Origin of the sequence: Polaromonas sp. (assembly GCF_039930745.1) — a bacterium.
GTDB lineage: Bacteria > Pseudomonadota > Gammaproteobacteria > Burkholderiales > Burkholderiaceae_C > Polaromonas.
This window is the reverse complement of record NZ_JBDTTH010000005.1, coordinates 1-21,551: the sequence shown is the minus strand read 5'-3', so window position 1 is coordinate 21,551 and position 21,551 is coordinate 1. Positions and strand designations below refer to the sequence as shown.

Below are 21,551 nucleotides of genomic sequence, written 5' to 3'. Positions count from 1 at the left end.
AGATTCAGCGTGCCGGATCCTTGGGCGGTGCGCTTGCCGGTCTTCTGAAAAAGTACTCGCGGACATGCGTCATCCCCGCGTCGTCGGCGTTGTCGACGTACATCCACATGACGTCCGGGCTTTCGAAGTTGTAGACGGCGATGCGCGGAGAGCTGGACTTTGGCGCGACATGTTTGATGGCCACCGTTTTGTCCGTTGTGCCCAGCAGCTGATAGCTCTGGCTTTCCCGGAAGCCTTGCAGCAGACTCTTTTTACCTTCGGCGGTTTCGGTCCGGACATCGGGTATGTCAAATGTGAACGTGCTCGCCGTGATCTTCAAGGTCATGTGCCCCATCAGCTGTGACAGAAACCGCGCTGTCTGGGGCTGGAGTTTGGCATGCGCGTCGTTGAATGCCGTCGAGCGTGCCGCATCTGATTTCCATTCACCGACAAGGTCTGGCGCCGCCAGAGCGGCGCCAGACAGCGCCACAAATACCAGCAGGCCAACGGATATCTTCTCAGCAGAAAACATGCCGCTCAGCCGACTTCGGCGATCAGGTCGATTTCGACGCAGGCGCCCATGGGAATCTGGGCAACGCCGAAGGCGCTACGGGCATGACTGCCCGCAGGGCCGAAGACTTCGGCAAACAATTCACTGGCGCCGTTGGTCACCAGGTGCTGCTCGGTGAATTCACCGGTCGAGTTGACGAGGCTCATCAGCTTGACGATGCGCGTGATCTTGTTGAGGTCGCCCACGGCAGCGTGCAGCGTGCCCATCAGGTCGATGGCAATGGCGCGCGCGGCGGCCTTGCCTTCTTCCGTGGCCATGTTCTTGCCGAGTTGTCCCACCCAGGGCTTGCCGTCTTTTTTGGCGATATGGCCGCTCAGGAAAACCAGTTTTCCCGTTTGCAAAAAGGGTACGTAAGCTGCTACGGGCACGGCGACGGGCGGCAGAGTGATGCCCAGGGCTTTGAGTTTGTCGTAGACGTTGCCGGTGCTTGTGCTCATGAAATGCTCCAGAAGGTGGATGGTTAAAAATTTGAATGAAATATGCCACTAGTGGCCTGTAACGCTGAAACCAGAAGTCGCTGCCCGCGCGATACAGGGCACGCTGCGGCGTTGCAAATGCGCGCAATGCCTGAGGCATCGCTGTGCTTTGCGCCTTGCATCGAACCCCGTCTCACGCGTTCCTCGCCTCCTATTTCAACGTTACAGGCCGCTAGCCCTTATTGTACGGGCGCATGCCGCTATGAAAAATATAGCGCGTTCAGACGATTTATGGCAATTTTAGCCCGCGAAGTGAAGGGCGTGCCGCGGCTTGGCGGCCAGCCGGCATCACTCGGCTTCGGGGAGCTTGGTGATGGGCGTCATCGTCACGGCCACATTCAGCACGTGACGGGAGCCGCCGCGTATCACGCCGCGCATGGGCGACACGTCGAGGAAGTCCCGGCCGGTGGCCAACGTTACGTAGTCTTCGCCGGGGGCGCGATTGTTGGTGGGGTCGAAGTCCAGCCAGACGCCGGGGCTTTGCCCGTCGGCCAGTGCCATGCCGGCGCTCTCGCTTTCCACCGGGCAGTACACCGACGCCCAGGCATGCGAGGCATCGCTGCCGATCAGGCGCGGCTGGCCAGGGGCGGGCGAGGTCAGCAGGTAGCCGCTGACGTAGCGCGCAGGTACGCCCATGGCGCGGCAGCAGGCGACCATGATGTGGGCAAAGTCCTGGCACACGCCTTTGCCGAGTTGCAGCGCTTCGAGCGCTGGTGTTCCCACCTCGGTGCTCTTGCTGTCGTAAGTCATGGTTTCGTGGATGCGCTCCATCAGGTCCTGGGCGGCTTCCGGCAGCGGCCGGCCCGAGACAAAGCTGGGCCGGGCAAATTCCGCAAATGCCTCGTCGCGCGGCACGTAAGGCGAGGCAAAGACGAACTCGCAGGCACTGTCGTAGGCGGCGCCGGCCTGGTAGCGGAACTGCTCGCGCACCTGCTCCCAAGGCAGTCCGGCGAGCGTGTTTTCAGGCCCCGTGCTGAGCGCCAGCGTGGAGACAATGCTGTCGGCCACCACGGTCAGCCGGTCGTGCGGCGTGTGCAGCGAAAAATAACTCCGGCAGTTGCCGTACACGTCGGTCAGTTCCTGCAGCCGCGCGGGTGGGGGAGTGATCGTCAGCTGGTGGCGCAGCAACTGCTGGCCTGGATGGATGGCTGGCCGGAGGTGCAGCACATGGTGCGCGCTTTCCACGGTGGGGGTATACGCATAACGCGTCTCATGAACAAGGTGAAGCAGCATCGCCGAAACAAAAATGAGGAAAGATTGCTAGTAGGCTGAGTCAGTGAAGTCGCTGGCAAGCGGCCGCCCAGCGGCGTGCCAGGCAAGGCGCAAAGCACAGGCGGGCCCGCTGGCCCGGCGCGCATTTGAAACGCCGCATGGCGCGGCGAGGGGCGGTCGAGTGACAGTGAATTTCATTGATTCGGCCTACTGAGTATTGCGGCCGGACTCAGGCGCCCAGGCTGTGTTCGTCCGGGGCCACGTGACTGAAGTAGCGCCGGCTCAGCGTGTCCGATAGCTCGAAAGCCGCGTTGCAGCATTGCTCGAGCTGGGCCAGCAAGCGCGCGTACGGCTCCTCGTCCGGGGCGCCGGGGGCGGGTGTGCACAGGTCGTCGAGCAGCCAGCTGCCCGGGTCGGGCAGGGTGGGGGTCAGGTCGGGCACCGGCTGCGGCGCGCCCACGGTGTTTTCGGCCAGGCGCGCGAGCCGGCCGCGCAGCGTCTGCGTGACCCAGCCGAGCGAGCGCGGGTTGTCGCGGTCGAGCACCAGCAGGTCCAGCAGTGCCGGCACATTGCGCTGCTGCTGGTATTGCGCGTGGAAGGTGATGGTGCTGTCGAACAGCGACAGCATGGCGCCGAAACCGCCTTCGTCGTACACGGCACCGGTTTCAAAGCCGAGGATCAGCGCGGACGCCAATGTGTTCAGGCGTTCGATATGGCGGCCTGTGCTGAGCAGGCGCCAACCGTCGTCGCGGCTCATGCGATCGGTTTGCGCGCCGGTCATCGCGGCCAGGAAGCCGCTGGCCGATTCAAGTGCGGCGAGGGCTTCGACCGACGAATATTCGAGTGCCTGCGATGCCGGGTGTTCGGGCCCGCTGAAGGCTTCGCAGCGCCGGAAAAAATCTGTCTCGGCGCGCATGATCACGTGCCATTGCTCCTGCGACAACCGCTCGCGCACGGCCGAAGCCGCGCCCTTGATCGCACGCAAGCTGTAACCCACGCTGGCAGCATTCTCGGTGTCGGCCAGGCTGGCAATCAGCGAGCGCTCGAACACGCGGCGCGACTGGGTGGCAGGCGGCACCGAGTCCAGCACCAGGCCGTTTTTCACGGCCAGCTCCGAGAGCCAGGCCAGCAGCGGCCGCGACGACTGGTCTTCGCCGTTGAGGGACTGCAGGGTCAGCTGGGCCATGCGGATGGCGTTTTCGGTGCGCTCGGTGTAGCGGCCCAGCCAGAACAGGTTTTCGGCGGCGCGGCTGGTGACCGGGGGTTTGTGCAGGGTGCGCGCCATCACACGCGGCGCGGCGCCCGGTTCTGCGCCGGAAGGGGACAGCGGTGCGAAGTCGGAGCTGACTGCCGGGCTGGCGGTCCGCCCTGTACTTGCCGGGGCTGAGGCCTCGGCCGGTGCCCACACGTCGGCGCTGCTGCCGCCTTGCTGCATGGAGGCGATCTTGTCGTTAGGGCCGGCCAGCCGCGCCAGGCCGCCGGGAAGCACCTGCCAGGAGCCCGCGCCGTCAGACACCGCGAAGACCCGCAGCATGGTGGAACGCGGCGCGATCCTCTGGCCCTGCCAGGTGGGAGTTTGGGACAGTGGCAAATAGGCCTGCACCGTGTAGTCTTCGCCGCGCCGGACCAGACGGCCGGCCCATTCATCGAGCTCGCGGCGGGACAGCGTCTGTGCAATCACCGATTCAATGCCGGACTCTGGATAGGTCCCCTTGATGACACAGTCCTTCAGGCGCGGCAGGACCGACTGCAGCGCAGCCTGCTCGCCGCACCACCAGGTGGCCAGCGAGGGCAGGGCCAGCGGCTGGTCCAGCAGGTGGCGCGACAGCGCCGGCAAAAAGCCCAGCAGCGCGCTGGACTCGAGAAAGGCTGAGCCTGGCGCGTTGGCTACCAGCACGTTGCCGGCGCGTATGGCCTGCAGCAGGCCGGGCACGCCCAGCGTGGAGTCGGAGCGCAGTTCCAGCGGGTCCAGAAACTCGTCGTCCAGGCGCTTGAGCAGGCCATGCACGGGCTCCAGCCCCTGCAGGGTCTTGAGGTAAAGCTTGTCGTCGCGCACCAGCAGGTCGCTGCCTTCGACCAGCGTCAGGCCGAGGTAACGCGCCAGGTAGGCGTGTTCGAAATAGGTCTCGTTGTAGGGGCCGGGAGTGAGCAGCACGATGCGGCTTTCCTCGCCGCAGGCCTGCGCCGGGCTGGCCGCCTTCATGCCGTCCACCAGCGCCTTGTAGGAGGCTGCCAGGCGCTGCACCTTCAGTTCGCGGAAGGCTTCCGGAAACAGCCGCGAGATCGCCAGGCGGTTCTCCAGCAGGTAGCCGAGGCCAGATGGTGCCTGCGTTCGCTGCGACACCACCCACCAGCGCCCGTCCGGGCCGCGCGCCAGGTCAAAGGCGGTGATGTGCAAAAAAGTCCCGCCGGCCGGCAACACGCCGTGCATGGCGCGCAGGTAGCCGGGGTGACCCTGCACCAGCGCCGCGGGCAGCAGGCCCAGCGCCAGCAGTTGCTGCGGGCCATACACGTCGGCCATGATGTGCTCCAGCAGCCGGGCACGCTGGCGCACGCCAGTGGCAATCTGCGCCCAGTCCTGCGTGGACAGGATCAGCGGAAACAGGTCCAGCGACCAGGGCCGCTGCGGGCCGTTGGCGTCCGCATAGACGTTGTAGGTGACGCCGTTGTCGCGGATCTGGCGTTGCAGGTTGGCTGTGCGGTGGTTCAGGTCGTCAAAACCGTCGCCGCCGAGGAAATTGAAGAAGCGGGTCCATTCAGGCGCCAGGCCGGCGAAGGCGGGCGCAGGCACGCTGGCGTCGGGTATGGGGGGTGGCAGTGCAGCACCGGCCAGTTGCAGCGATTGCTGGGTCTGGCTTTGGCTCTGGCCGCTGGCGGCCAAGGCTTTGTCTAGGGTGCGGCCGTGCAACTCGTCAAAATGGCCGGCTGCAGCCGGCAGGGCCAGGGCTCGCGCCAGATCGTCAGGCGCTTCCAGCGCTGCCGCTGCAAAAAGTGAGTCGTTGTGTTCCACGGTGGCCCAAGTATGCCTTTATGCCTACGCGGCGGACCGCGCAGGGTGCAATTGACTCGATCTTCAGCGCACGATGGCACGGCCCCGCACCGCAATTGTTGTGGCCGCAAGACAAATAGCGGGAACAGTTTCTAGCGCAGATCCAGCGTGAACGGAAACTCGCGGCTAGCCTGCGCGGGCTGGACGCGGAGCTTCCCGGGTGTATGGCCCATCTGGAAGAAGCGGTTGAGCCGCCGGCTTTCGGCCTCGTAGGAATTGACGGGTAAGGTGTCGTAGCTGAGCCCACCCGGGTGTGCCACGTGGTACTGGCAGCCGCCCAGCGAGCGCTCCATCCAGGTGTCGACGATGTCAAAGGTCAGCGGCGCATGCACGCCAATCGACGGGTGCAGGGCCGAGGGCGGGTTCCAGGCCTTGTAGCGCACACCGGCGACGTATTCACCAACGGTACCCGTGCTCTGCAGCGGCAGGGCGCGGCCGTTGGCAGTGATGACGTAACGGTTGTCGTTGAGGCCGGTCACATGCACTTCCACGCGTTCGAGCGAGGAGTCCACATAACGCACCGTGCCGCCCGACGATCCTTCCTCGCCCATCACATGCCAGGGCTCCAGCGCGCTGCGCAAGGTCAGCTCAATGCTGTTGGCCTTGACCTGGCCGATCATGGGGAAGCGGAACTCGAAATGCGGGTCAAACCATGACATGTCAAACGCGTAGCCGGCCTCCTTGAGTTCGGTCAGCACATCGGCGAAATCCATGCGCACAAAACCTGGCAGCAGGAAGCGGTCGTGCAGCTCGGTGCCCCAGCGTGTCATGCGGCCGTGGTAAGGCTTGTTCCAGAAGCGTGTCACCAGTGCGCGCAGCAGCAGTTGCTGCACGATGCTCATGCGGGCGTGCGGCGGCATCTCGAACGCGCGCAGCTCCAGCAGGCCGAGGCGGCCGGTGGCCGAGTCGGGCGAATACATCTTGTCGATGCAGAACTCGCTGCGGTGCGTGTTGCCGGTCACGTCCACCAGGATGTTGCGCAGTGTGCGGTCAACGATCCACGGTGGCATATCCTGGCCATACTTCTCGCGATTGGCGGCGATCTCGCGCAGCGCAATTTCCAGTTCGTACAACTGGTCGTTGCGCGCCTCGTCCACACGTGGCGCCTGGCTGGTCGGGCCGATGAACATGCCCGAGAACAAATAACTCAGCGATGGGTGGTTATGCCAGTAGGCAATCAGGCTGCCCAGCAGCTCGGGCTTGCGCAGAAAGGGGCTGTCCGGCGGCGTGGCGCCGCCGAGTACAAAGTGGTTGCCGCCGCCGGTGCCGGTGTGGCGGCCGTCGGTCATGAATTTTTCGGCCGACAGGCGGGTTTCGTGCGCGATTTTGTAGAGGAATTCGGTGTGTTCGACCAGTTCGTTCCAGTTGTAGGCGGGGTGGATGTTGACCTCGATCACGCCGGGGTCGGGCGTGACCTGCAGCATCTTCAGGCGCGGGTCACGTGGCGGCGGGTAGCCCTCCAGCACAATCTGCAGGCCCAGGGCTTGCGCGCTGGCCTCGACGGCGGCCAGCAGATCGAGGTAGTCCTCCAGGCGCTCCAGCGGCGGCATGAAGACATACAGCGCACCGGTTTCCGCTTTTGCGCCTTTTTCTTTCGGCGCCGCCTTGGGTTTGTCTTGCGGGCCGTTGGCGCGTGATGGGTCGCGCACTTCCACGCACAGCGCGGTGCGGGTCAGCCAGGCGGCGGACTCGCCCGGCTTGGGCATGCGGGCGGCTTCTTCAGCCGCCGGGGCTGCGGCCGGCTGGGTCGTCGCTGCCGGGGCTTTGGTACCCTGGCCCTGGTCGAAACGTACGTCGGTGCTGACGTTCGCGGGCTTGAACTGCAGCAGCCGGCTGGCTTCGTTGCGCGGGCCGCTGGCCGTCATGTAGCGCGCCATGTACTGGGCCAGCATGCTGGCGCTGGTCTGCCCGCCGGCGGCAGGGGCCGCTTCCTGCGCAGCGGGGACCAAACCGGTGGCGGCGTTGTAGCGCGCAGCCAGGGCTGCGGTGGACGGCAGCTCGTCCCGCGGCGCAAACGGGTCGGCCTCCGTCATGTAGGGGAAGTCGGTTTTGGAAACCCAGGGCACAGAGTCGAGCGGCAGGCGGTAACCCATGGGCGAATCGCCCGGCATCAAATACATGCGCTCGTCGCGGAAGAACCAGGGACCGGTGGACCATTGCGGGCCTTGGCCTTTTGCGCTTTCGTCCCGTACCTTGAGGGGCAGCACATAACCCACCACGGCGTCCAGCCCCTGCGAGAACACGCGGCGCAGGCGCGCGCGCTCCATCGCGTCGTCGAGCTTGGTGTCGAAGGGGTCCACGTTGACGGGCAGCCGACGCTCACGCCACAGGTAGTACCAGGCGTCTTCATAGCCCGGGGTGATGTATTTGGCGGACAGCCCCAGCTTGCCGGCCAGCATGTCGGCAAAGCGCCGGGCATCCAGGCTGGTGTAGTTGCAGCCGTCCTTGGTATTGCGTTCATCGGTGAACAGGGCCGGGTTTTGCCAGACTGGCTGGCCGTCCTTGCGCCAGAAAATGCTCAGTGCCCAGCGCGGCAACTGCTCGCCCGGGTACCACTTGCCCTGGCCAAAATGCAGGAAACCGCCCTTGCCGTATTCGGCGCGCAGCTTTTGCACGAGTTCGGTTGCGTAGCCGCGTTTTGTAGGGCCCAGCGCGTCGATATTCCATTCGGCCGCATCGCGGTCTTGGGTGGCAACAAAGGTCGGCTCGCCGCCCATGGTCAGCCGCACATCGCCGGCCACGAGGTCCTGGTCCACCTTGTGGCCCAGCTTGAGCACGTCGGCCCACAGGGCTTCTGTATAGGGCTGGGTGACGCGTGGTGATTCGTAAATACGCTGCACACCCATGTGGTGGGAGAACTTGACTTCACTTTCATCGACGCCGCCTTCAATCGGCGCGGCGCTTGATGGCTCGGGCGTGCAGGCCAGCGGGATGTGACCTTCACCGGCCATCAGGCCCGAGGTCGGGTCCAGGCCGACCCAGCCGGCGCCGGGCAAGAATACCTCGCACCAGGCGTGCAGGTCGGTGAAGTCGGTCTCGGCGCCGCTGGGGCCGTCGAGCGACTTGACGTCGGCTTTGAGCTGGATCAGGTAGCCCGAGACAAAACGCGCGGCCAGGCCCAGGTGGCGAAACAGCTGGACCATGAGCCAGCCGGTGTCCCGGCAGGAGCCGATGGCGAGTTTCAGAGTTTCCTCAGGCGTTTGCACACCCGGCTCCATGCGGATGGCGTACTTGATGTCGTGCTGCAGCTTCTGGTTCAGCCCGACCAGGAAGTCGATGGTGCGTTTGGGCGTGCGATCAATGGCATCAAGGTAAGTTTTGAGCAGCGGCGTCGCGGGTTCGGTGACCAGGTAGGGCGCCAGTTCACGCGCCTGGGCCTTGGCGTAGGTGAAGGGAAACTCCTCTGCTTCGGGCTCGAGGAAAAAGTCAAACGGGTTGAAGACCGCCATTTCGACGACGAGGTCCACCGTGACCTTGAACTCGCGTGTCGGTTCGGGGAACACCAGCCGCGCCTGGTAATTGGCAAACGGGTCCTGCTGCCAGTTGATGAAGTGGCCCTTGGGCTCCACAGTCAAGGAATAGGACAGCACCTTGGTGCGGCTGTGCGGGGCAGGGCGCAGGCGGATAACCTGCGGACCGAGACGCACCAGGCGGTCGTATTGGTAGTGGGTGATGTGGCTCAGGGCAACATGGATGGACAAGGCAATCTCGCTTTTCGAATAATTCAGGGCCGACCTTGTCACTATGCCGCAGAAACAGCGCGTCAGTCCCGGAATAACGGTTTTAATGCGATCAATGCAAGCAAGAGCTGCGCCAAAGCAGGGCGGTGTCAGCGCATGGCATGCGTGTTTCGTTAAGAGGGACGTGGACCACACGTTAAGAAAAACAAGGGGAGAGCTTTTGCCTGGAACAAAGTCGGCCACAGCGCCTCCGGCCGCCAGGCTGCTGAGCCTGGTTTTTATCGGCTTGATCGTGGGGGCTGCCCTGCAGCTGCAGCAGCGCGCGCTGTGGGACGGCTGGTCGTATGCCGGCATGCTCCTGGTTGCCGCCCTGCTGGCCGGCCTGGTTGGCGCGGTGACACCTCCCGCGACAGCCGCGTGGTCGGCGCGTGGCCTGGCGGCGCTGCTGCTGGCATTGGTGGCCGGGTTTGCATTGACGGGCCTGCGTGCCGCGGTGTTTCAGGGCGGTGCCCTGGTGCCAGCGCTGGAGGGCAAGGACATTGACGTCACGGGCCGGGTGCTGGCCATGCCGCAACGTGGCGAAGACGGGCTGCGTTTTCGTTTTGCGGTCGAGAGCGCGCAGCTGCACGGCAAACCGGTGCAACTGCCGCCTCAGCTGTACCTCGGCTGGTATGCAGGCTTCAGCGGCCGGGATGCTGCAGAAGCTGACACCCTGGATGCGCCGGCGGCGCTGCTTGCGCTGCAGCGCCAGCCGCAAAACCTGCGTGCCGGCGAGTACTGGCGCATGACGGTGCGCCTGAAGGCACCGCATGGCAACCGTAATCCGCACGGCTTCGACTACGAACTCTGGCTCTGGGAGCAGGGCGTGCAGGCGACCGGTTATGTGCGGGCCGGGCCGCGCGATACACCCCCGCAATTGCTTGCCGACGGCTTGCGCCATCCGGTCGAACGTGCGCGGCAGCGTATGCGCGACGCGGTATTTGCGCGCGTGGCCGACCGGCAACTGGCGGGCGTGGTTGCGGCCCTGCTGGTGGGCGACCAGAACGCGATCGAGCGCGCCGACTGGGATGTTTTCCGCGCCACCGGGGTCGCACACCTGATGTCGATTTCGGGCCTCCACATAACGATGTTTGCCTGGCTGGCAGCACAGGCCATTGGCTGGCTGTGGCGGCGTTCCGCGCGCTGGAGCCCCGCCCTGTGCCTGGTGTTGCCAACGTCCAGTGCCGCGGCCTGGGGTGGGCTTTTGCTGGCCGCTGCTTATGCCTTGTTTTCGGGCTGGGGCGTGCCGGCACAGCGCACGGTCTGGATGCTGGCTGCCGTTGTGCTGCTGCACCAGAGCGGCAAACGCTGGCCCTGGCCGCAGGTGTGGCTGCTGGCCATGGCGGTGGTTGTTGTGCTGGACCCCTGGGCCTTGCTGCAAGCCGGTTTCTGGCTGTCGTTTGTGGCGGTGGGGGTGCTCTTTGCGGCAGGTCCGCAGGACAAAGAGGCAGACCTGGGAAGCAATGGTCATGCTATCGATTCAGGAGCTGCTCGCGTCCATGGAGAAAGGGCTGGAGGCCAAAATGACCATCAAACATCGCGCTTGGCGGCCCTGTCGCCCGTTTGGCTGGGCGTTGCCGGGCGATCTGTGGTTCGCTCTGCCCGCGAGCAGTGGATCGTGACCCTGGCGCTGGCGCCGCTGTCGTTGCTGCTGTTCAACCAGGTGTCGCTGGTTGGTTTGCTGGCCAACGGGCTGGCGATTCCCTGGGTGACCCTGCTGGTGACACCGTTGACTATGCTGGGGGTGTTGTGGGCGCCGGTCTGGGAGCTGGCTGCCGCGGCGGTGGCGGGGCTGATGCTGTTTTTGCAGTGGCTGGCGCGCTGGCCACTGGCGAGCATCAGCGTGGCGGCGGCGCCGCTATGGTGTGCGGTCGCCGGTGTGGCCGGTGGTCTGCTGCTGGCCATGCGCCTGCCCTGGCACTGGCGCGCGCTGGGCGTGCCGCTGATGCTGCCGGTGCTGCTGTGGCAGCCGCTGCGACCGCCCGTCGGCGAATTTGAACTGGTCGCCGCCGATGTGGGGCAGGGCAATGCGCTGATTGTCCGCACCGCCGGCCACACGCTGGTGTATGACACCGGCCCGCGCTTTTCACGCGAAAGCGATGCCGGGCACCGGGTGCTGGTGCCCCTGCTGCGCGCCATGGGGGAACGCGTGGACATCCTGATGTTGAGCCACCGCGACGGCGACCATATCGGCGGCGCGCCGGCGGTGCTGGCCATGCAGCCGCAGGCGGCGCTGGTGAGCTCGATCGAGGACGGCCATGCGCTGCAGGCCCTGCGGCCTTCACGCCGCTGTGCAGCTGGCCAGGGCTGGGTGTGGGAGGGCGTCAGTTTTGACGTGCTGCACCCTGCGGCGGCGGACTACGAGGTGCCGGCCAAGCCCAACGCGATGAGTTGCGTGCTGCGCATTTCCAACGGCAAAAGCAGCGCCCTGCTGGCCGGAGACATCGAGCTGGCGCAGGAGCAGCGCCTGGTGGCCGCGGGAGCAAAATTGCAGGCCGATGTGCTGCTGGTGCCGCACCACGGCAGCAAAACATCGTCCAGCGCGGCGTTTCTGGACGCTGTGCGGCCCACGCTGGCGCTGGCGCAAAACGGCTATCGCAATCGTTTTGGCCACCCGGCCGTACCCGTGCTGGAGCGCTATCGCGAACGCGGGATACCCGTGGTGACATCGCCTGTGTGCGGCGCTGCCAATTGGTCCAGCCAGCACCCGTCGGAGGTCCGCTGCCAGCGGCAAACCGCATTGCGCTATTGGCACCACCCCACCGACGCTGCCTCCTCGGCGGCCCCCTGAGTGCCGGACATCCCGTATAAATTAGTTGCTCATTTGCGAACGGCTGGCGCATTACTTGCTAAGCTAGTGGCATAACAATCCATTCGTAAACCTGCTGGAGACCAAGCTGATGAGCCGCCCCATGTTTGATGAAATGAATGCAGCGGCGTCCAGCGTCCGCGAGCATTACCAGGCCTACCAGCGCTGGCTGGCCAGGCAGCCGGATCAGGTCATGCAGGCCAGGCGCGCAGAAGCCGAAATGATCTTCCGCCGCGTCGGCATCACCTTTGCTGTGTATGGCGACAAGGACGACGGCAACTCCGAAACCGGCGGCACGGAAAGGCTGATTCCCTTTGACCTGATTCCGCGCATCATTCCCGCCCATGAGTGGGCCAGCATGGAAAGCGGGCTGGTCCAGCGCGTGACCGCGCTGAACCGCTTCATCCACGATGTCTACCACGACCAGGAGATCATCAAGGCCGGCGTGATCCCGTCCGAGCAGATTTTCCAGAACGCGCAGTTCCGCCCCGAGATGATGGGTGTCGAGGTGCCTGGCAACATCTACTCTCACATCAGCGGCATCGACATCGTGCGTGCGCCCAATGCGCAGGGCGAAGGCGAGTACTACGTGCTGGAAGACAACCTGCGCGTGCCCAGCGGCGTGAGCTACATGCTGGAAGACCGCAAGATGATGATGCGGCTTTTTCCCGACCTGTTCAGCGAAAACCGCGTGGCCCCCGTTGCGCATTACCCCGACCTGCTGCTCGAGACTCTGCGCGACAACTCGCCGGCGCACCGCGCCGAGCCGACCGTGGTGGTGCTCACGCCCGGCATGTACAACTCGGCTTATTTCGAACACGCCTTCCTGGCGCAGCAGATGGGTGTCGAGCTGGTGGAGGGGCAGGACCTCTTCGTCAAGGACAACTTCGTCTACATGCGCACCACGCGCGGCCCGAAACGTGTGGATGTGATTTACCGCCGGGTCGATGACGATTTTCTGGACCCGTTGGCCTTTCGTCCGACCTCCACACTCGGCTGTGCCGGCCTGCTCAATGTGTACCGCAGCGGCAACGTGGCGCTGTGCAACGCCATCGGTACCGGCGTGGCGGACGACAAGTCGATCTATCCCTATGTGCCCAAGATGATCGAGTTCTATCTCGGCGAAAAACCCATCCTGAAAAACGTGCCGACCTACATGTGCCGCAATGCGGACGACCTGAAGTACACGCTGGCCAACATGAAAGACCTGGTCATCAAGGAAGTGCACGGTGCCGGCGGCTACGGCATGCTGGTGGGCCCGGCGGCCACCCAGGCCGAGATCGAGGACTTCCGCAAGGCCGTGCTGGCCAATCCGGCCGGCTACATTGCCCAGCCAACGCTGAGCCTCTCGACCTGCCCGACTTATGTCGAAAGCGGCATCGCACCGCGCCACATCGACCTGCGGCCTTTTGTGTTGAGCGGCAAAACCGTGCAGATGGTGCCGGGCGGCTTGACGCGTGTGGCGCTGAAAGACGGCTCGCTGGTGGTCAACTCCTCGCAGGGTGGCGGCACCAAGGACACCTGGGTGCTTGAAGATGGCGATACGCCGCCGCAGTCTCAGTCCCAATCGCAGTCCGGGCAGTCCCAGACACAGTCGCTGGCATCGAACTAACAAGGAAAGGGAATCATCATGCTTTCAAGAACCGCTGATCACCTTTTCTGGATGTCCCGCTATACGGAGCGCGCTGAGAATACGGCGCGCATGCTGGATGTGAACTACCAGACATCCCTGCTGCCGCAATCAACCGCCGTGGCGCAGGTGGGCTGGAAGGGCCTGCTCAGCATCAGTGAGCTTTCTCATGCCTATGAAAGTAAATACGGCGACGTGAACGCGCGCGACGTGATGGACTTCATGGTGCGCGACGAGAAAAATTCGTCGAGCATCATCTCCTGCCTGAAAAATGCCCGGGAGAATGCGCGCGCGGTGCGAGGCACGCTGACCACCGAGGTCTGGGAAACACAAAATCAGACCTACCTCGAGATTTTCCGCATGTTGCGCAATGGCGAGTTCGAGCGTGACCCGAGCCAGTTTTTCGAATGGGTCAAGTTCCGCTCTCATCTGTCGCGCGGCGTGACGGTCGGCACCATGCTGCAGGACGAGGCGCTGTATTTCATGCGGCTGGGCACTTTTCTCGAGCGCGCCGACAACACCGCGCGCCTGGTCGATGTGAAGTTTCACGCGGTGCAGAGCGACTTCTACGGCGCCGCCAGCGAGAAGGACCAGGAGTACGACTTCTACCACTGGAGCGCAATTCTGCGCAGCGTCAGCGCCTTCGAGATTTACCGGCGTGTTTACCGCAACGTGATCAAGCCCGAACGCGTGGCCGAGCTGCTGATCCTGCGCGCCGACATGCCGCGCTCACTGGCCGCCAGCCTGCAGGAAGTGGTGAGTAACCTGCAAAGGGTGACAGACGACCAGTCCAGCGAAACCGTGCGCCGTGCCGGCAAGCTCAATGCCGACCTGCAATACGCACGCATCGACGAGATCCTGGCCACCGGCCTGCACGCCTACCTGACGCAGTTCCTCGACCGCGTGAACGAACTCGGCGCCCACATCAGCCGCGACTTCCTGGTTCCGGCGACGGCGTGAAATACGACCACCGCCCCTCGGGGGCACCCCTCGACAGGCTCAGGGCGAACGGGAGGGAGCCGTGAGCAACCGTGTGGGCTCTTCAATCAAGCAGGGGCCGCGGAACCGGTTTCGCCGGGCCGCAGGCGCAGCGGCCCCCCCGGGGGGCAGGGCGCTACACGCAGTGAGCAACCGTGGGGGCGTCATGACCACCGTGGGGGCCTTATGAAGTTACACGTCCGCCACACCACGCGTTACCGCTACACCGAGCCACTTCGTTATGCCCTGCAGACGCTGTGGCTGACGCCAAAATCCGGCCCTTCGCAAGACGTGCTGTTCTGGACACTGGGCGCGCCGGGTGTGTTGCATGAGCAGCACGACGGCTTCGGCAACAGCATCCATTCCTACACCTTTGTTGCAGATGCCGCGGCGCATGTGACCGGCAGCCTGGTCAATGCTGCGGGGCAGGTGGACACGCTGGGAGAGGCCGAATTCACCGACGATGCGGCGATGCCGCATCCGGCCTTCTTTCTCCGGCCGACGGCGCTCGCCACGCCGCATGCATCACTGGCAGAGTTCGGTCGCCGCTTCGTGCAGCCGCCTGCTGTCGCCGGCGTAACGGATTTGGGCATGCTTTTGGCCCTGAGCCAAGGTGTGGCGGGCGCTGTCAGCTATCAAAAAAATAGCACAAGCGTCACCACCACGGCACTGCAGGCCTTTGAAGCCGGCGCCGGCGTGTGCCAGGACCAGGCCCATGTGATGGTCGCCATCTGTCGCAGCCTGGGGCTGCCCGCGCGTTACGTCAGCGGTTATTTTTACGCCGCCAACGAGCCCGACCTGGCCAGCCACGCGTGGGCCGACGTCTGCCTCGACGTGGCGGCGCGGCGTTGGGTCAGCATCGACGTCACCCACAGCTGCCTCATCGACCAGCGCCACGTGCGCCTGGCCGTGGGCACCGACTACAACGCCTGCCCGCCGATCAAGGGCATACGGCATGGCGGGGGTGAGGAGGACATGTTGGTGGATATCACGATCGTGCCGGCGTGAGCGCGTGCGATGTCCGGAATATTTCACACGTCGCTTGCAAGTCAAGCCAACCCAACAAGATCGCAACTTCGGTTGATGTCGCGGGTAACGGAATGAACAAGCCTCAGGCGTCAAAAAAAGAGATCTGACATGACATCTATCGGCCCGGCCCTGCTTCTTATTGGCTTGGCTCTCCTCATGGGTTCGCAACTGGCAATCGCTTTGCACGCCTTCACCGGTAATCCCCTTTCGGGCTTGCTCTGCTTCTTTGTCCCTCTGTATGTCTATGTTTATGCCCGAAAGAACAAGGTGGGCGTTTGGCTTATGCGAAGCTGGTACGCGGGCGTTGCGCTATTCGTTGTCGGCGGCGTGCTTTCTACGTAAATCCGACGTCACGTCTAGCGGCCGGCATCGCATTGAGCACACCCGATTACCTGCAAGGCAAAACGCTGCTGCAGTCCAACACCCGGTTCAATGCCTGGCAGATGTGGGCCAACGCCCTAGTGTCCTGTCCCGCAAATAAAGGCGATATGAAATCGCCCATTCAGCCGGCATGCGGCGTTGCTCGTCGTTGCCATAGCTACGGCTATGTCGCCTCCTCGCGCCTTGCCTGACGACTGACTGGACAATTTCATCTCATCACCTTATTGACGGGACAGGACACTAGACAACGCCATCTGTGCAGGCCGGCTCGGTTGAGCATTACTGCTTCACACTGGAGCCGCCGTTGATGGCCTGAGAAGGGAAACCCTAGCGCTTGAGCGCCTCCATCGACACCAGCAAGGTAATCTGATCGCTGATCAGCGGCGCGAATCTGCCCAGATTGAACTCGCTGCGCCTGAGTTTTCCGGTGGCGTTGAGCCCGCAGGCTGGTTTGCGGAGCGTCGGGTGCATCGCGCATTTGAACTGGGTCACCGTCAGGGTCAGCGGGTGGGTGATGCCTTTGACGGTCAGGTTGCCTTCGACGGAAACAACATCGTCGAGCTTGCCAAAATTGAGCCGGTTTGACTTGAAGGTGATGACCGGAAACTTCTCTGCGTCAAAGAAGGTGTCACTCAACAGGATCTGGTTGAATACGGCCGAGCCGGTGCTGATGGAGCGCACGTCGATGCTGACTTCCACGCTACCCACCTGGTTTTCCAGGTCCAGGGTGACGGTGGCGTCGACCTTGTCGAAGCGGTCGCGCTGTGTGCTGAAGCCGAGATGGCTGAATTCGAAGAAGGCAAAGGTGTGGTCCGGGTCGCGGTCATAAACATCGACCGCCAGGGCCGACATCAGGGGCAGGCTGCACACCAGGGCTGCAAGGAGTTTTTTCATGGTTGCCTTTCAATTACGGGCTCGTCAAGGCCGGAGCACCAGCTGAAACTGTACGGTCACTTCGTTGGCCACTACTTTGACATCTCCCCAAACTCCACCCCCGACACCGAAATCGAGGCGCCTGATCACAAAGGAGCCTTGCATCACTGCCTGGCTTGCACTGCGCTTGAGCACGGCGTCAAATACGACGGGCTGGGTGACGCCTTTGAGGGTGAGGGCGCCACTGATCTGAAACCGTTCACCGCCCTGGGGGAGGATCTGGCGCATTTCGAAGCGCGCATCAGGATGGCGTTTGACGTCAAACCAGTGCGTACCCACCACTTCTTCATCGACCTCGCGCACACCGGTATCGATGCTGGACAGGTCGATCCGCAGTTGTCCCCGGGCTGCTGAAGGCGCTTCCGGATCGAATGCCAGACTTGCGTCGAACTTCCGGAATGCACCGTCCACCGGGACGCCCATTTGGCGGGAGGTGAAGCGGATCTGGCTGGCGGAGAGGTCCACCCGTTTGTATTCAGCGGCCTGGATGGACGTGGACGCGAGTAGCAGCGAGAGGACGACGGCGATGGTTTTCATGGGCGGGAACGGTTGAAGTGAAACATCCGGCCCAGCACGCCGTCCCGGTCGATGAAATGATGTTTGAGCGCAGCCGCCACATGCAAAGCCGCCAGGGCGAGCAGCGCATAGGTGAGGATGCGGTGCAGCTCGCCCAGAAAAAAGCCCAGGGCCTCGTTGCGTGCCACGGCATTGGGCAGGGGCCACAGGCCCAGGTAAACCGTGGTGACGCCTTTGGCCGAACTCATCAACCAGCCGGAAAGCGGCACGCAGATCATCAGCAGGTAAAGCAGCAGATGACTGGCATGCGCTGCGCCCACTTCCCAACCCGGCATGCGTGCCGGCAAGGGTGGCGGCGGATGCAGGAGGCGCCAGACAACGCGCAAAAGCAGCAGCGCCGCCACGCTGACGCCCGTCCACTTGTGGTACGAATAGAGCTGCAGTTTGAGCGGGCTGAGCGGCAACTCCACCATGGACAAGCCGATGGAAAACCCTCCAGCAATCAGCAGGGCCATGACGCCATGGAGGATGATCGCGGTGCGGGTGTAAGTGGCAGGTTGCAAGCGGCTTGTTGGCGGGGTAAGTTTCTCCGGCCATTGTGACGTTATCCCCATGCCAGGGCAAGCGGCGGCGCCTTGGCTGTGGCCTGTTGCCGGCGGAGTGTTTGCCGGACCTTGCGCCAGGTATCGGCAGTTGCCACACCCCGCTAGGGTTTTTTACCTGCTGCCGTGTACGCCTGGGCGACTGACTGTCCCAACTCGATCACGGCCATCGCGTAATAACTGCTCCAGTTGTAGCGCGTGATCGCGTAGAAGTTCTCGGTGCCGGCGACGTAAACAGGTGCGCCTCCGCCGTTGAGCAGTTCGATCAGTGCCAATGGGCCGGTGTGGTTCTGCGCGTCGACTTCCAGCACAGCGCCCTTGGCGGTGAAACCGGCCACGCTGAAGGTGGGCAGGATGTCAGGCGCCATCAGGGCGTTCATGTCCAGGGTGGCTGCATCAAAACGAACCGGGTAATGCGTGGGCATGCCGGGTTGCCAGTTGAAGGCCTTGAAATAGCTGGCGACCGAGCCGATCACGTCGGCGGGGCTGTCCCACAGGTCCACCTTGCCGTCGCCGTCGAAGTCCACCGCATGTTTGACCCAGCTGGAGGGCATGAACTGCGGCATGCCCATGGCGCCGGCGTAACTGCCGCGCGGCGCCAGCGGGTCGCTGTCGAGGCGGCTTTGCATGCTCAGGAACTGCTCCAGCTCACCCCTGAAAAACTCGCTGCGTTCACGGGCGCGCGGGTGCGTGGCTGGAAAATCAAAGCTCAGTGTGGCCAGTGCGTCGAGCACCCGGAACTTGCCGGTGTCGCGGCCGTAAATGGTTTCCACACCGATGATGCCGACGATGATCTCCGGGGGCACGCCGTATTCTTTTTCCGCGCGTGCCAGGGCGGCCTGGTTTTCCTGCCAGAAGCGCACACCCGCCGCGATGCGGACCGGGTCGATGAAGCGGCTGCGGTAGACGCGCCAGTTCTTGGTGAAGGTTTTGGCAGGGGGCTGCATCAGCCGCACGATGGTCGGGCTGTAGCGTGCATGGCCGATGGCTTCACGCACCCATTGCACATCGAGGTCGCGCCGGCTGGCCAGGTCGTCGGCAAAACGCATCGCTTCCGGGCGGCTGGCGTAGGCGCTTTCCTGTTCTGCGGCTTGCGGCACCTTGATTCTCCGGGCTTTGAGGTCTTTTGCGCTGCTGGCCCCCGCTGTACCTGCGCCAACAGCTATTAAAAGAAGAGCAACCAGGAGCCGTGGCGGGACGGTTCTGAAAAACGGAAAGGCAATCATGCGAAAAGGCGTGTCCAGGCAGCGGGAAGTAGGCAGAAAGACCGACAGTATGGCGCCAGGCAGATAACCTAGGAGCCTGTCGGACTTGGGAATCGTCGGCTGCAAATCGACCGCAGCGGTCCATTTTTCACCGTCTTTTTGGCCCATAGCTGGGCTATGGGCCTGTAAATCCGGCAAAAACTGTCCTCGCTCGGGCTGATTTTCACTTTCGACGCCCCAAGCCCGACAGACGCCTAGCGCGAAGCGGGAAAGTCAGCCCGGCCAGCTCAGTTGGTTGTATTGCTTTTTCAGCGGTGCCAGGCGGGGGGGCGTGCCACCAGCGAGCGCAGCGGCGTAGCGCTGTACTTCGAGTTGCAGCAGCCAGTCGTGCAGGGCCTGCCCTTCACTGCCATAACGCTGCATGACCTGTTGCGCCAGCTGGCGCGGGGAGGTGGCGGCATGGCTGGCCAGGCCAGCCTTGCCCAGCCGCCTGCGGGCGCGGCCCAGCAGGCGCAGCCATGGGTCGTGCTGGGTGCGGTCCCACAGGGTCCAGGCAGCGCCGGCCAGACTGACCAGCACAACCACCCCGATCAGGACATAGGCCAGGTCTTCCCAGCTCGGTGACTCAAAACCGATGTCCTTGAGCAACTCTAGCTGTTTGCCCTGGGTGTAGTTGAGAATCCACTGGTTCCAGCGGTTGTTGACCGCCTCCCAGGTCGCGCGCAATTGTGCGGCCAGGGTCGGGCTGAAGTTGCCAAATGCCTGCCCGACCACGCCCTGCGGTGCGGCCAGCCGCTGGAAAGCGCCGGTGCGGCCGGGGGAGACGGCCGAAGTCGGGTCCACGCGTACCCAGCCCTGGCCCGCCTGCCAGACCTCGGTCCAGGCATGGGCGTCGCTCTGGCGCAGTACCCAGAAGCCGTCGACGGAATTGGTCTCGCCGCCCTGGTAACCCGTGACGATGCGGGCCGGTATGTCCATGGCGCGCATCAGCACCACAAAAGCCGAGGCGATGTGTTCGCAAAAGCCCTCCTTGCGATCAAACCAGAACTCGTCGGCCGTGTTGGCGCCATACACGCCCGGCTCCAGCGTGTAGGTGTAGCCGCCGGTGCGCAGCCTGTCCATGGCGGCCTGCACCAGTGCCGGGGTGCCGGCCCGTGCATAACGCGGGTCGGTGCGCAACTCGGCAGCCAGCGCCAGCGTGCGCGGGTTGAAGCCGGAGGGCAGTTCGACAAATTCCTGCAGACCGACTTCCCGCTTGTCCGGCCCGTGCCGGAACACCGGATGGCTTTTCACCTGATAACGGATCAGATCGGTGATGGGGCGATCGGTCAGCCATTGCAGGTCGCTGTTCATGCGGGTCCGGTAGCCGGAAGGCAGGCTGGGGCTCTCGGCGGCTGCGTCCATCACAAACAGCCAGGGTCGGCTGGTAGGCTCGAGTGTTACCTCGTAACGAAGGGCTTCGCCCAGGACGGACAGGTTATCGGGCAGCTTGTAACGCGAGGGAAAACGCGAGCTTGACGAGGGCCGCCACTCGCGCCCGTCGAAGCTAGAGAGCACCGGCCCGCGAAAATACAGTTCGCGCTGCGGCGGTGGCCTGCCTTCAAACGCAATACGCATGGCGATGCTGCTGTCGAGTGCCAGACTGGCAATAGTGCCGACCTGCATGGTGGCGCTGAGGCCGCTGCGGCCCGTCATCGCATCGGACGGAACACCCCACAGCGGCGCCAGGCGCGGGAACAGTACGAACAGCAACACCATCACCGGCGCGCCCAGCAGGGCCATCCAGCCGGCGGTTTTTGCGGCCTGCAGCAGCGGCGGTTTGCCCACCGGCATGTGCGCATTGACCAGAGCCGTCAGCAGACCGAGCAGGGCCACCAGCATGCTGAAGGCCGTCAGCAGGGACTGGGAGTAGAAAAAGTTGGTGAGCATTGTGAAAAAGCTCAGGAAAAACACCACAAAGGCGTCGCGTTTGGCGCGCAGCTCCAGCGTCTTGAGCGCCAGCAAAATCACGATCAGCGTGACGCCGGCATCACGGCCGAGCAGCGTGCGGTGCGTCAGCAGCGTGGCGCCAACGGAGATGACCAGAAGGCCCAGCAGCCACCAGCGGCCCGGCAGCGCCCTGGCACTGAAAGCCAGCCGGCCACGCCACAGCAACATGCCTGCCGCCAGCGCGCTGCACCACCAGGGTAATTCGCTGACTTGCGGCAGCAGCACCCAGGCGATCACAGCCAGCAGGAAGAGGGTGTCGCGGGCTTCGCGAGGCAGGGTTTGGAGGCGGGCTAACATTTGCCGCCTTCATAGGTTGATGGTGCTGCATGGACCGAAGGCTGATGGTGTGCCAGCAAGCCGGGGGTTGCCCGGCGGCAAGTAACTTTCTTTTGCGTCGCCAAAAGAAAGTCACCAAAGAAAAGGCGACCCGATGGTCCGGGTCCTTCCGCTTCGCTCCAGGCAACCTGCGGTGC

At 63.9% G+C, this 21,551-nt stretch carries 16 protein-coding genes; 5 read left to right on the top strand and 11 right to left on the bottom strand.

The window, feature by feature from the left end:
• Positions 1-4 precede the first annotated feature (4 nt).
• The 5 genes from ABI660_RS03210 to ABI660_RS03190 form a co-directional block, all read right to left on the bottom strand.
• Positions 5-511 (bottom strand): hypothetical protein, encoded by a 507-nt coding sequence (locus ABI660_RS03210; RefSeq protein ID WP_348064885.1) that lies wholly within the window; start codon positions 509-511, stop codon positions 5-7.
• A 5-nt stretch (positions 512-516) separates the two neighbouring features.
• A complete protein-coding gene (locus ABI660_RS03205) occupies positions 517-987 on the bottom strand; it encodes a RidA family protein (protein ID WP_348064883.1) in 471 nt (156 codons plus the stop codon).
• Between the two features lie 327 nt (positions 988-1,314).
• Positions 1,315-2,259: a transglutaminase family protein gene (locus ABI660_RS03200; protein WP_348064881.1), complete on the bottom strand. Its 945-nt coding sequence runs from the start codon at positions 2,257-2,259 to the stop codon at positions 1,315-1,317.
• Between the two features lie 208 nt (positions 2,260-2,467).
• Positions 2,468-5,248 (bottom strand): circularly permuted type 2 ATP-grasp protein, encoded by a 2,781-nt coding sequence (locus ABI660_RS03195; protein WP_348064879.1) that lies wholly within the window; start codon positions 5,246-5,248, stop codon positions 2,468-2,470.
• 131 nt (positions 5,249-5,379) lie between these two features.
• Entirely contained in the window at positions 5,380-8,988 is a 3,609-nt protein-coding gene (locus ABI660_RS03190) for a transglutaminase family protein (RefSeq protein WP_348064877.1), read from the bottom strand.
• A 199-nt stretch (positions 8,989-9,187) separates the two neighbouring features.
• On the opposite strand from ABI660_RS03190, the gene ABI660_RS03185 reads away from it, so the two are divergent.
• The 5 genes from ABI660_RS03185 to ABI660_RS03165 all read left to right on the top strand — a co-directional run bounded on the left by ABI660_RS03185 (position 9,188) and on the right by ABI660_RS03165 (position 15,794).
• Positions 9,188-11,797 carry a DNA internalization-related competence protein ComEC/Rec2 gene (locus ABI660_RS03185; protein WP_348064875.1) on the top strand — a complete coding sequence of 870 codons (2,610 nt, stop codon included), beginning with the start codon at positions 9,188-9,190 and terminating at the stop codon, positions 11,795-11,797.
• A 109-nt stretch (positions 11,798-11,906) separates the two neighbouring features.
• Positions 11,907-13,427: a circularly permuted type 2 ATP-grasp protein gene (locus ABI660_RS03180; RefSeq protein ID WP_348064873.1), complete on the top strand. Its 1,521-nt coding sequence runs from the start codon at positions 11,907-11,909 to the stop codon at positions 13,425-13,427.
• Between the two features lie 18 nt (positions 13,428-13,445).
• On the top strand, positions 13,446-14,405 hold the full coding sequence (locus ABI660_RS03175) for an alpha-E domain-containing protein (protein ID WP_348064871.1): 960 nt from the start codon (positions 13,446-13,448) through the stop codon (positions 14,403-14,405).
• A gap of 204 nt (positions 14,406-14,609) precedes the next feature.
• Positions 14,610-15,431 (top strand): transglutaminase family protein, encoded by an 822-nt coding sequence (locus ABI660_RS03170; RefSeq protein WP_348064869.1) that lies wholly within the window; start codon positions 14,610-14,612, stop codon positions 15,429-15,431.
• 129 nt (positions 15,432-15,560) lie between these two features.
• Positions 15,561-15,794, top strand: coding sequence for a hypothetical protein (locus tag ABI660_RS03165; RefSeq protein WP_348064867.1), 234 nt, complete (start codon positions 15,561-15,563; stop codon positions 15,792-15,794).
• 366 nt (positions 15,795-16,160) lie between these two features.
• Here the strand turns inward: ABI660_RS03165 and ABI660_RS03160 are convergent, their stop codons facing one another.
• From ABI660_RS03160 to ABI660_RS03135, 6 genes are all read right to left on the bottom strand, one after another.
• Positions 16,161-16,727, bottom strand: a complete 567-nt coding sequence (locus ABI660_RS03160) for a YceI family protein (RefSeq protein ID WP_348064865.1) — start codon at positions 16,725-16,727, stop codon at positions 16,161-16,163.
• Positions 16,728-16,751: 24 nt separating this feature from the next.
• Entirely contained in the window at positions 16,752-17,303 is a 552-nt protein-coding gene (locus ABI660_RS03155) for a YceI family protein (RefSeq protein WP_348064863.1), read from the bottom strand.
• Positions 17,300-17,845, bottom strand: coding sequence for a cytochrome b (locus tag ABI660_RS03150; protein WP_348064861.1), 546 nt, complete (start codon positions 17,843-17,845; stop codon positions 17,300-17,302). Before ABI660_RS03150 ends, ABI660_RS03155 begins: the two co-directional genes overlap by 4 nt.
• Before the next feature lie 143 nt (positions 17,846-17,988).
• Positions 17,989-19,110, bottom strand: coding sequence for a lytic murein transglycosylase B (mltB, locus tag ABI660_RS03145; RefSeq protein ID WP_348065035.1), 1,122 nt, complete (start codon positions 19,108-19,110; stop codon positions 17,989-17,991).
• Positions 19,111-19,362: 252 nt separating this feature from the next.
• Positions 19,363-21,375 (bottom strand): DUF3488 and transglutaminase-like domain-containing protein, encoded by a 2,013-nt coding sequence (locus ABI660_RS03140; protein WP_348064859.1) that lies wholly within the window; start codon positions 21,373-21,375, stop codon positions 19,363-19,365.
• Positions 21,369-21,551: hypothetical protein (locus tag ABI660_RS03135; protein WP_348064857.1), on the bottom strand; the 183-nt coding region annotated here is incomplete at its 5' end. The genes ABI660_RS03135 and ABI660_RS03140, both read right to left, overlap by 7 nt.

Excerpts from the sequence above, each read along its gene's own strand:
- ABI660_RS03200 (WP_348064881.1), bottom strand. The coding sequence starts at position 2,259 with ATGCTGCTTCACCTTGTTCATGAGACGCGTTATGCGTATACCCCCACC.
- ABI660_RS03160 (WP_348064865.1), bottom strand. The coding sequence starts at position 16,727 with ATGAAAAAACTCCTTGCAGCCCTGGTGTGCAGCCTGCCCCTGATGTCG.
- ABI660_RS03165 (WP_348064867.1), top strand. The coding sequence starts at position 15,561 with ATGACATCTATCGGCCCGGCCCTGCTTCTTATTGGCTTGGCTCTCCTC.
- ABI660_RS03205 (WP_348064883.1), bottom strand. The coding sequence starts at position 987 with ATGAGCACAAGCACCGGCAACGTCTACGACAAACTCAAAGCCCTGGGC.
- ABI660_RS03140 (WP_348064859.1), bottom strand. The coding sequence starts at position 21,375 with ATGTTAGCCCGCCTCCAAACCCTGCCTCGCGAAGCCCGCGACACCCTC.
- mltB (WP_348065035.1), bottom strand. The coding sequence starts at position 19,110 with ATGATTGCCTTTCCGTTTTTCAGAACCGTCCCGCCACGGCTCCTGGTT.
- ABI660_RS03155 (WP_348064863.1), bottom strand. The coding sequence starts at position 17,303 with ATGAAAACCATCGCCGTCGTCCTCTCGCTGCTACTCGCGTCCACGTCC.
- ABI660_RS03210 (WP_348064885.1), bottom strand. The coding sequence starts at position 511 with ATGTTTTCTGCTGAGAAGATATCCGTTGGCCTGCTGGTATTTGTGGCG.
- ABI660_RS03180 (WP_348064873.1), top strand. The coding sequence starts at position 11,907 with ATGAGCCGCCCCATGTTTGATGAAATGAATGCAGCGGCGTCCAGCGTC.
- ABI660_RS03170 (WP_348064869.1), top strand. The coding sequence starts at position 14,610 with ATGAAGTTACACGTCCGCCACACCACGCGTTACCGCTACACCGAGCCA.
- ABI660_RS03175 (WP_348064871.1), top strand. The coding sequence starts at position 13,446 with ATGCTTTCAAGAACCGCTGATCACCTTTTCTGGATGTCCCGCTATACG.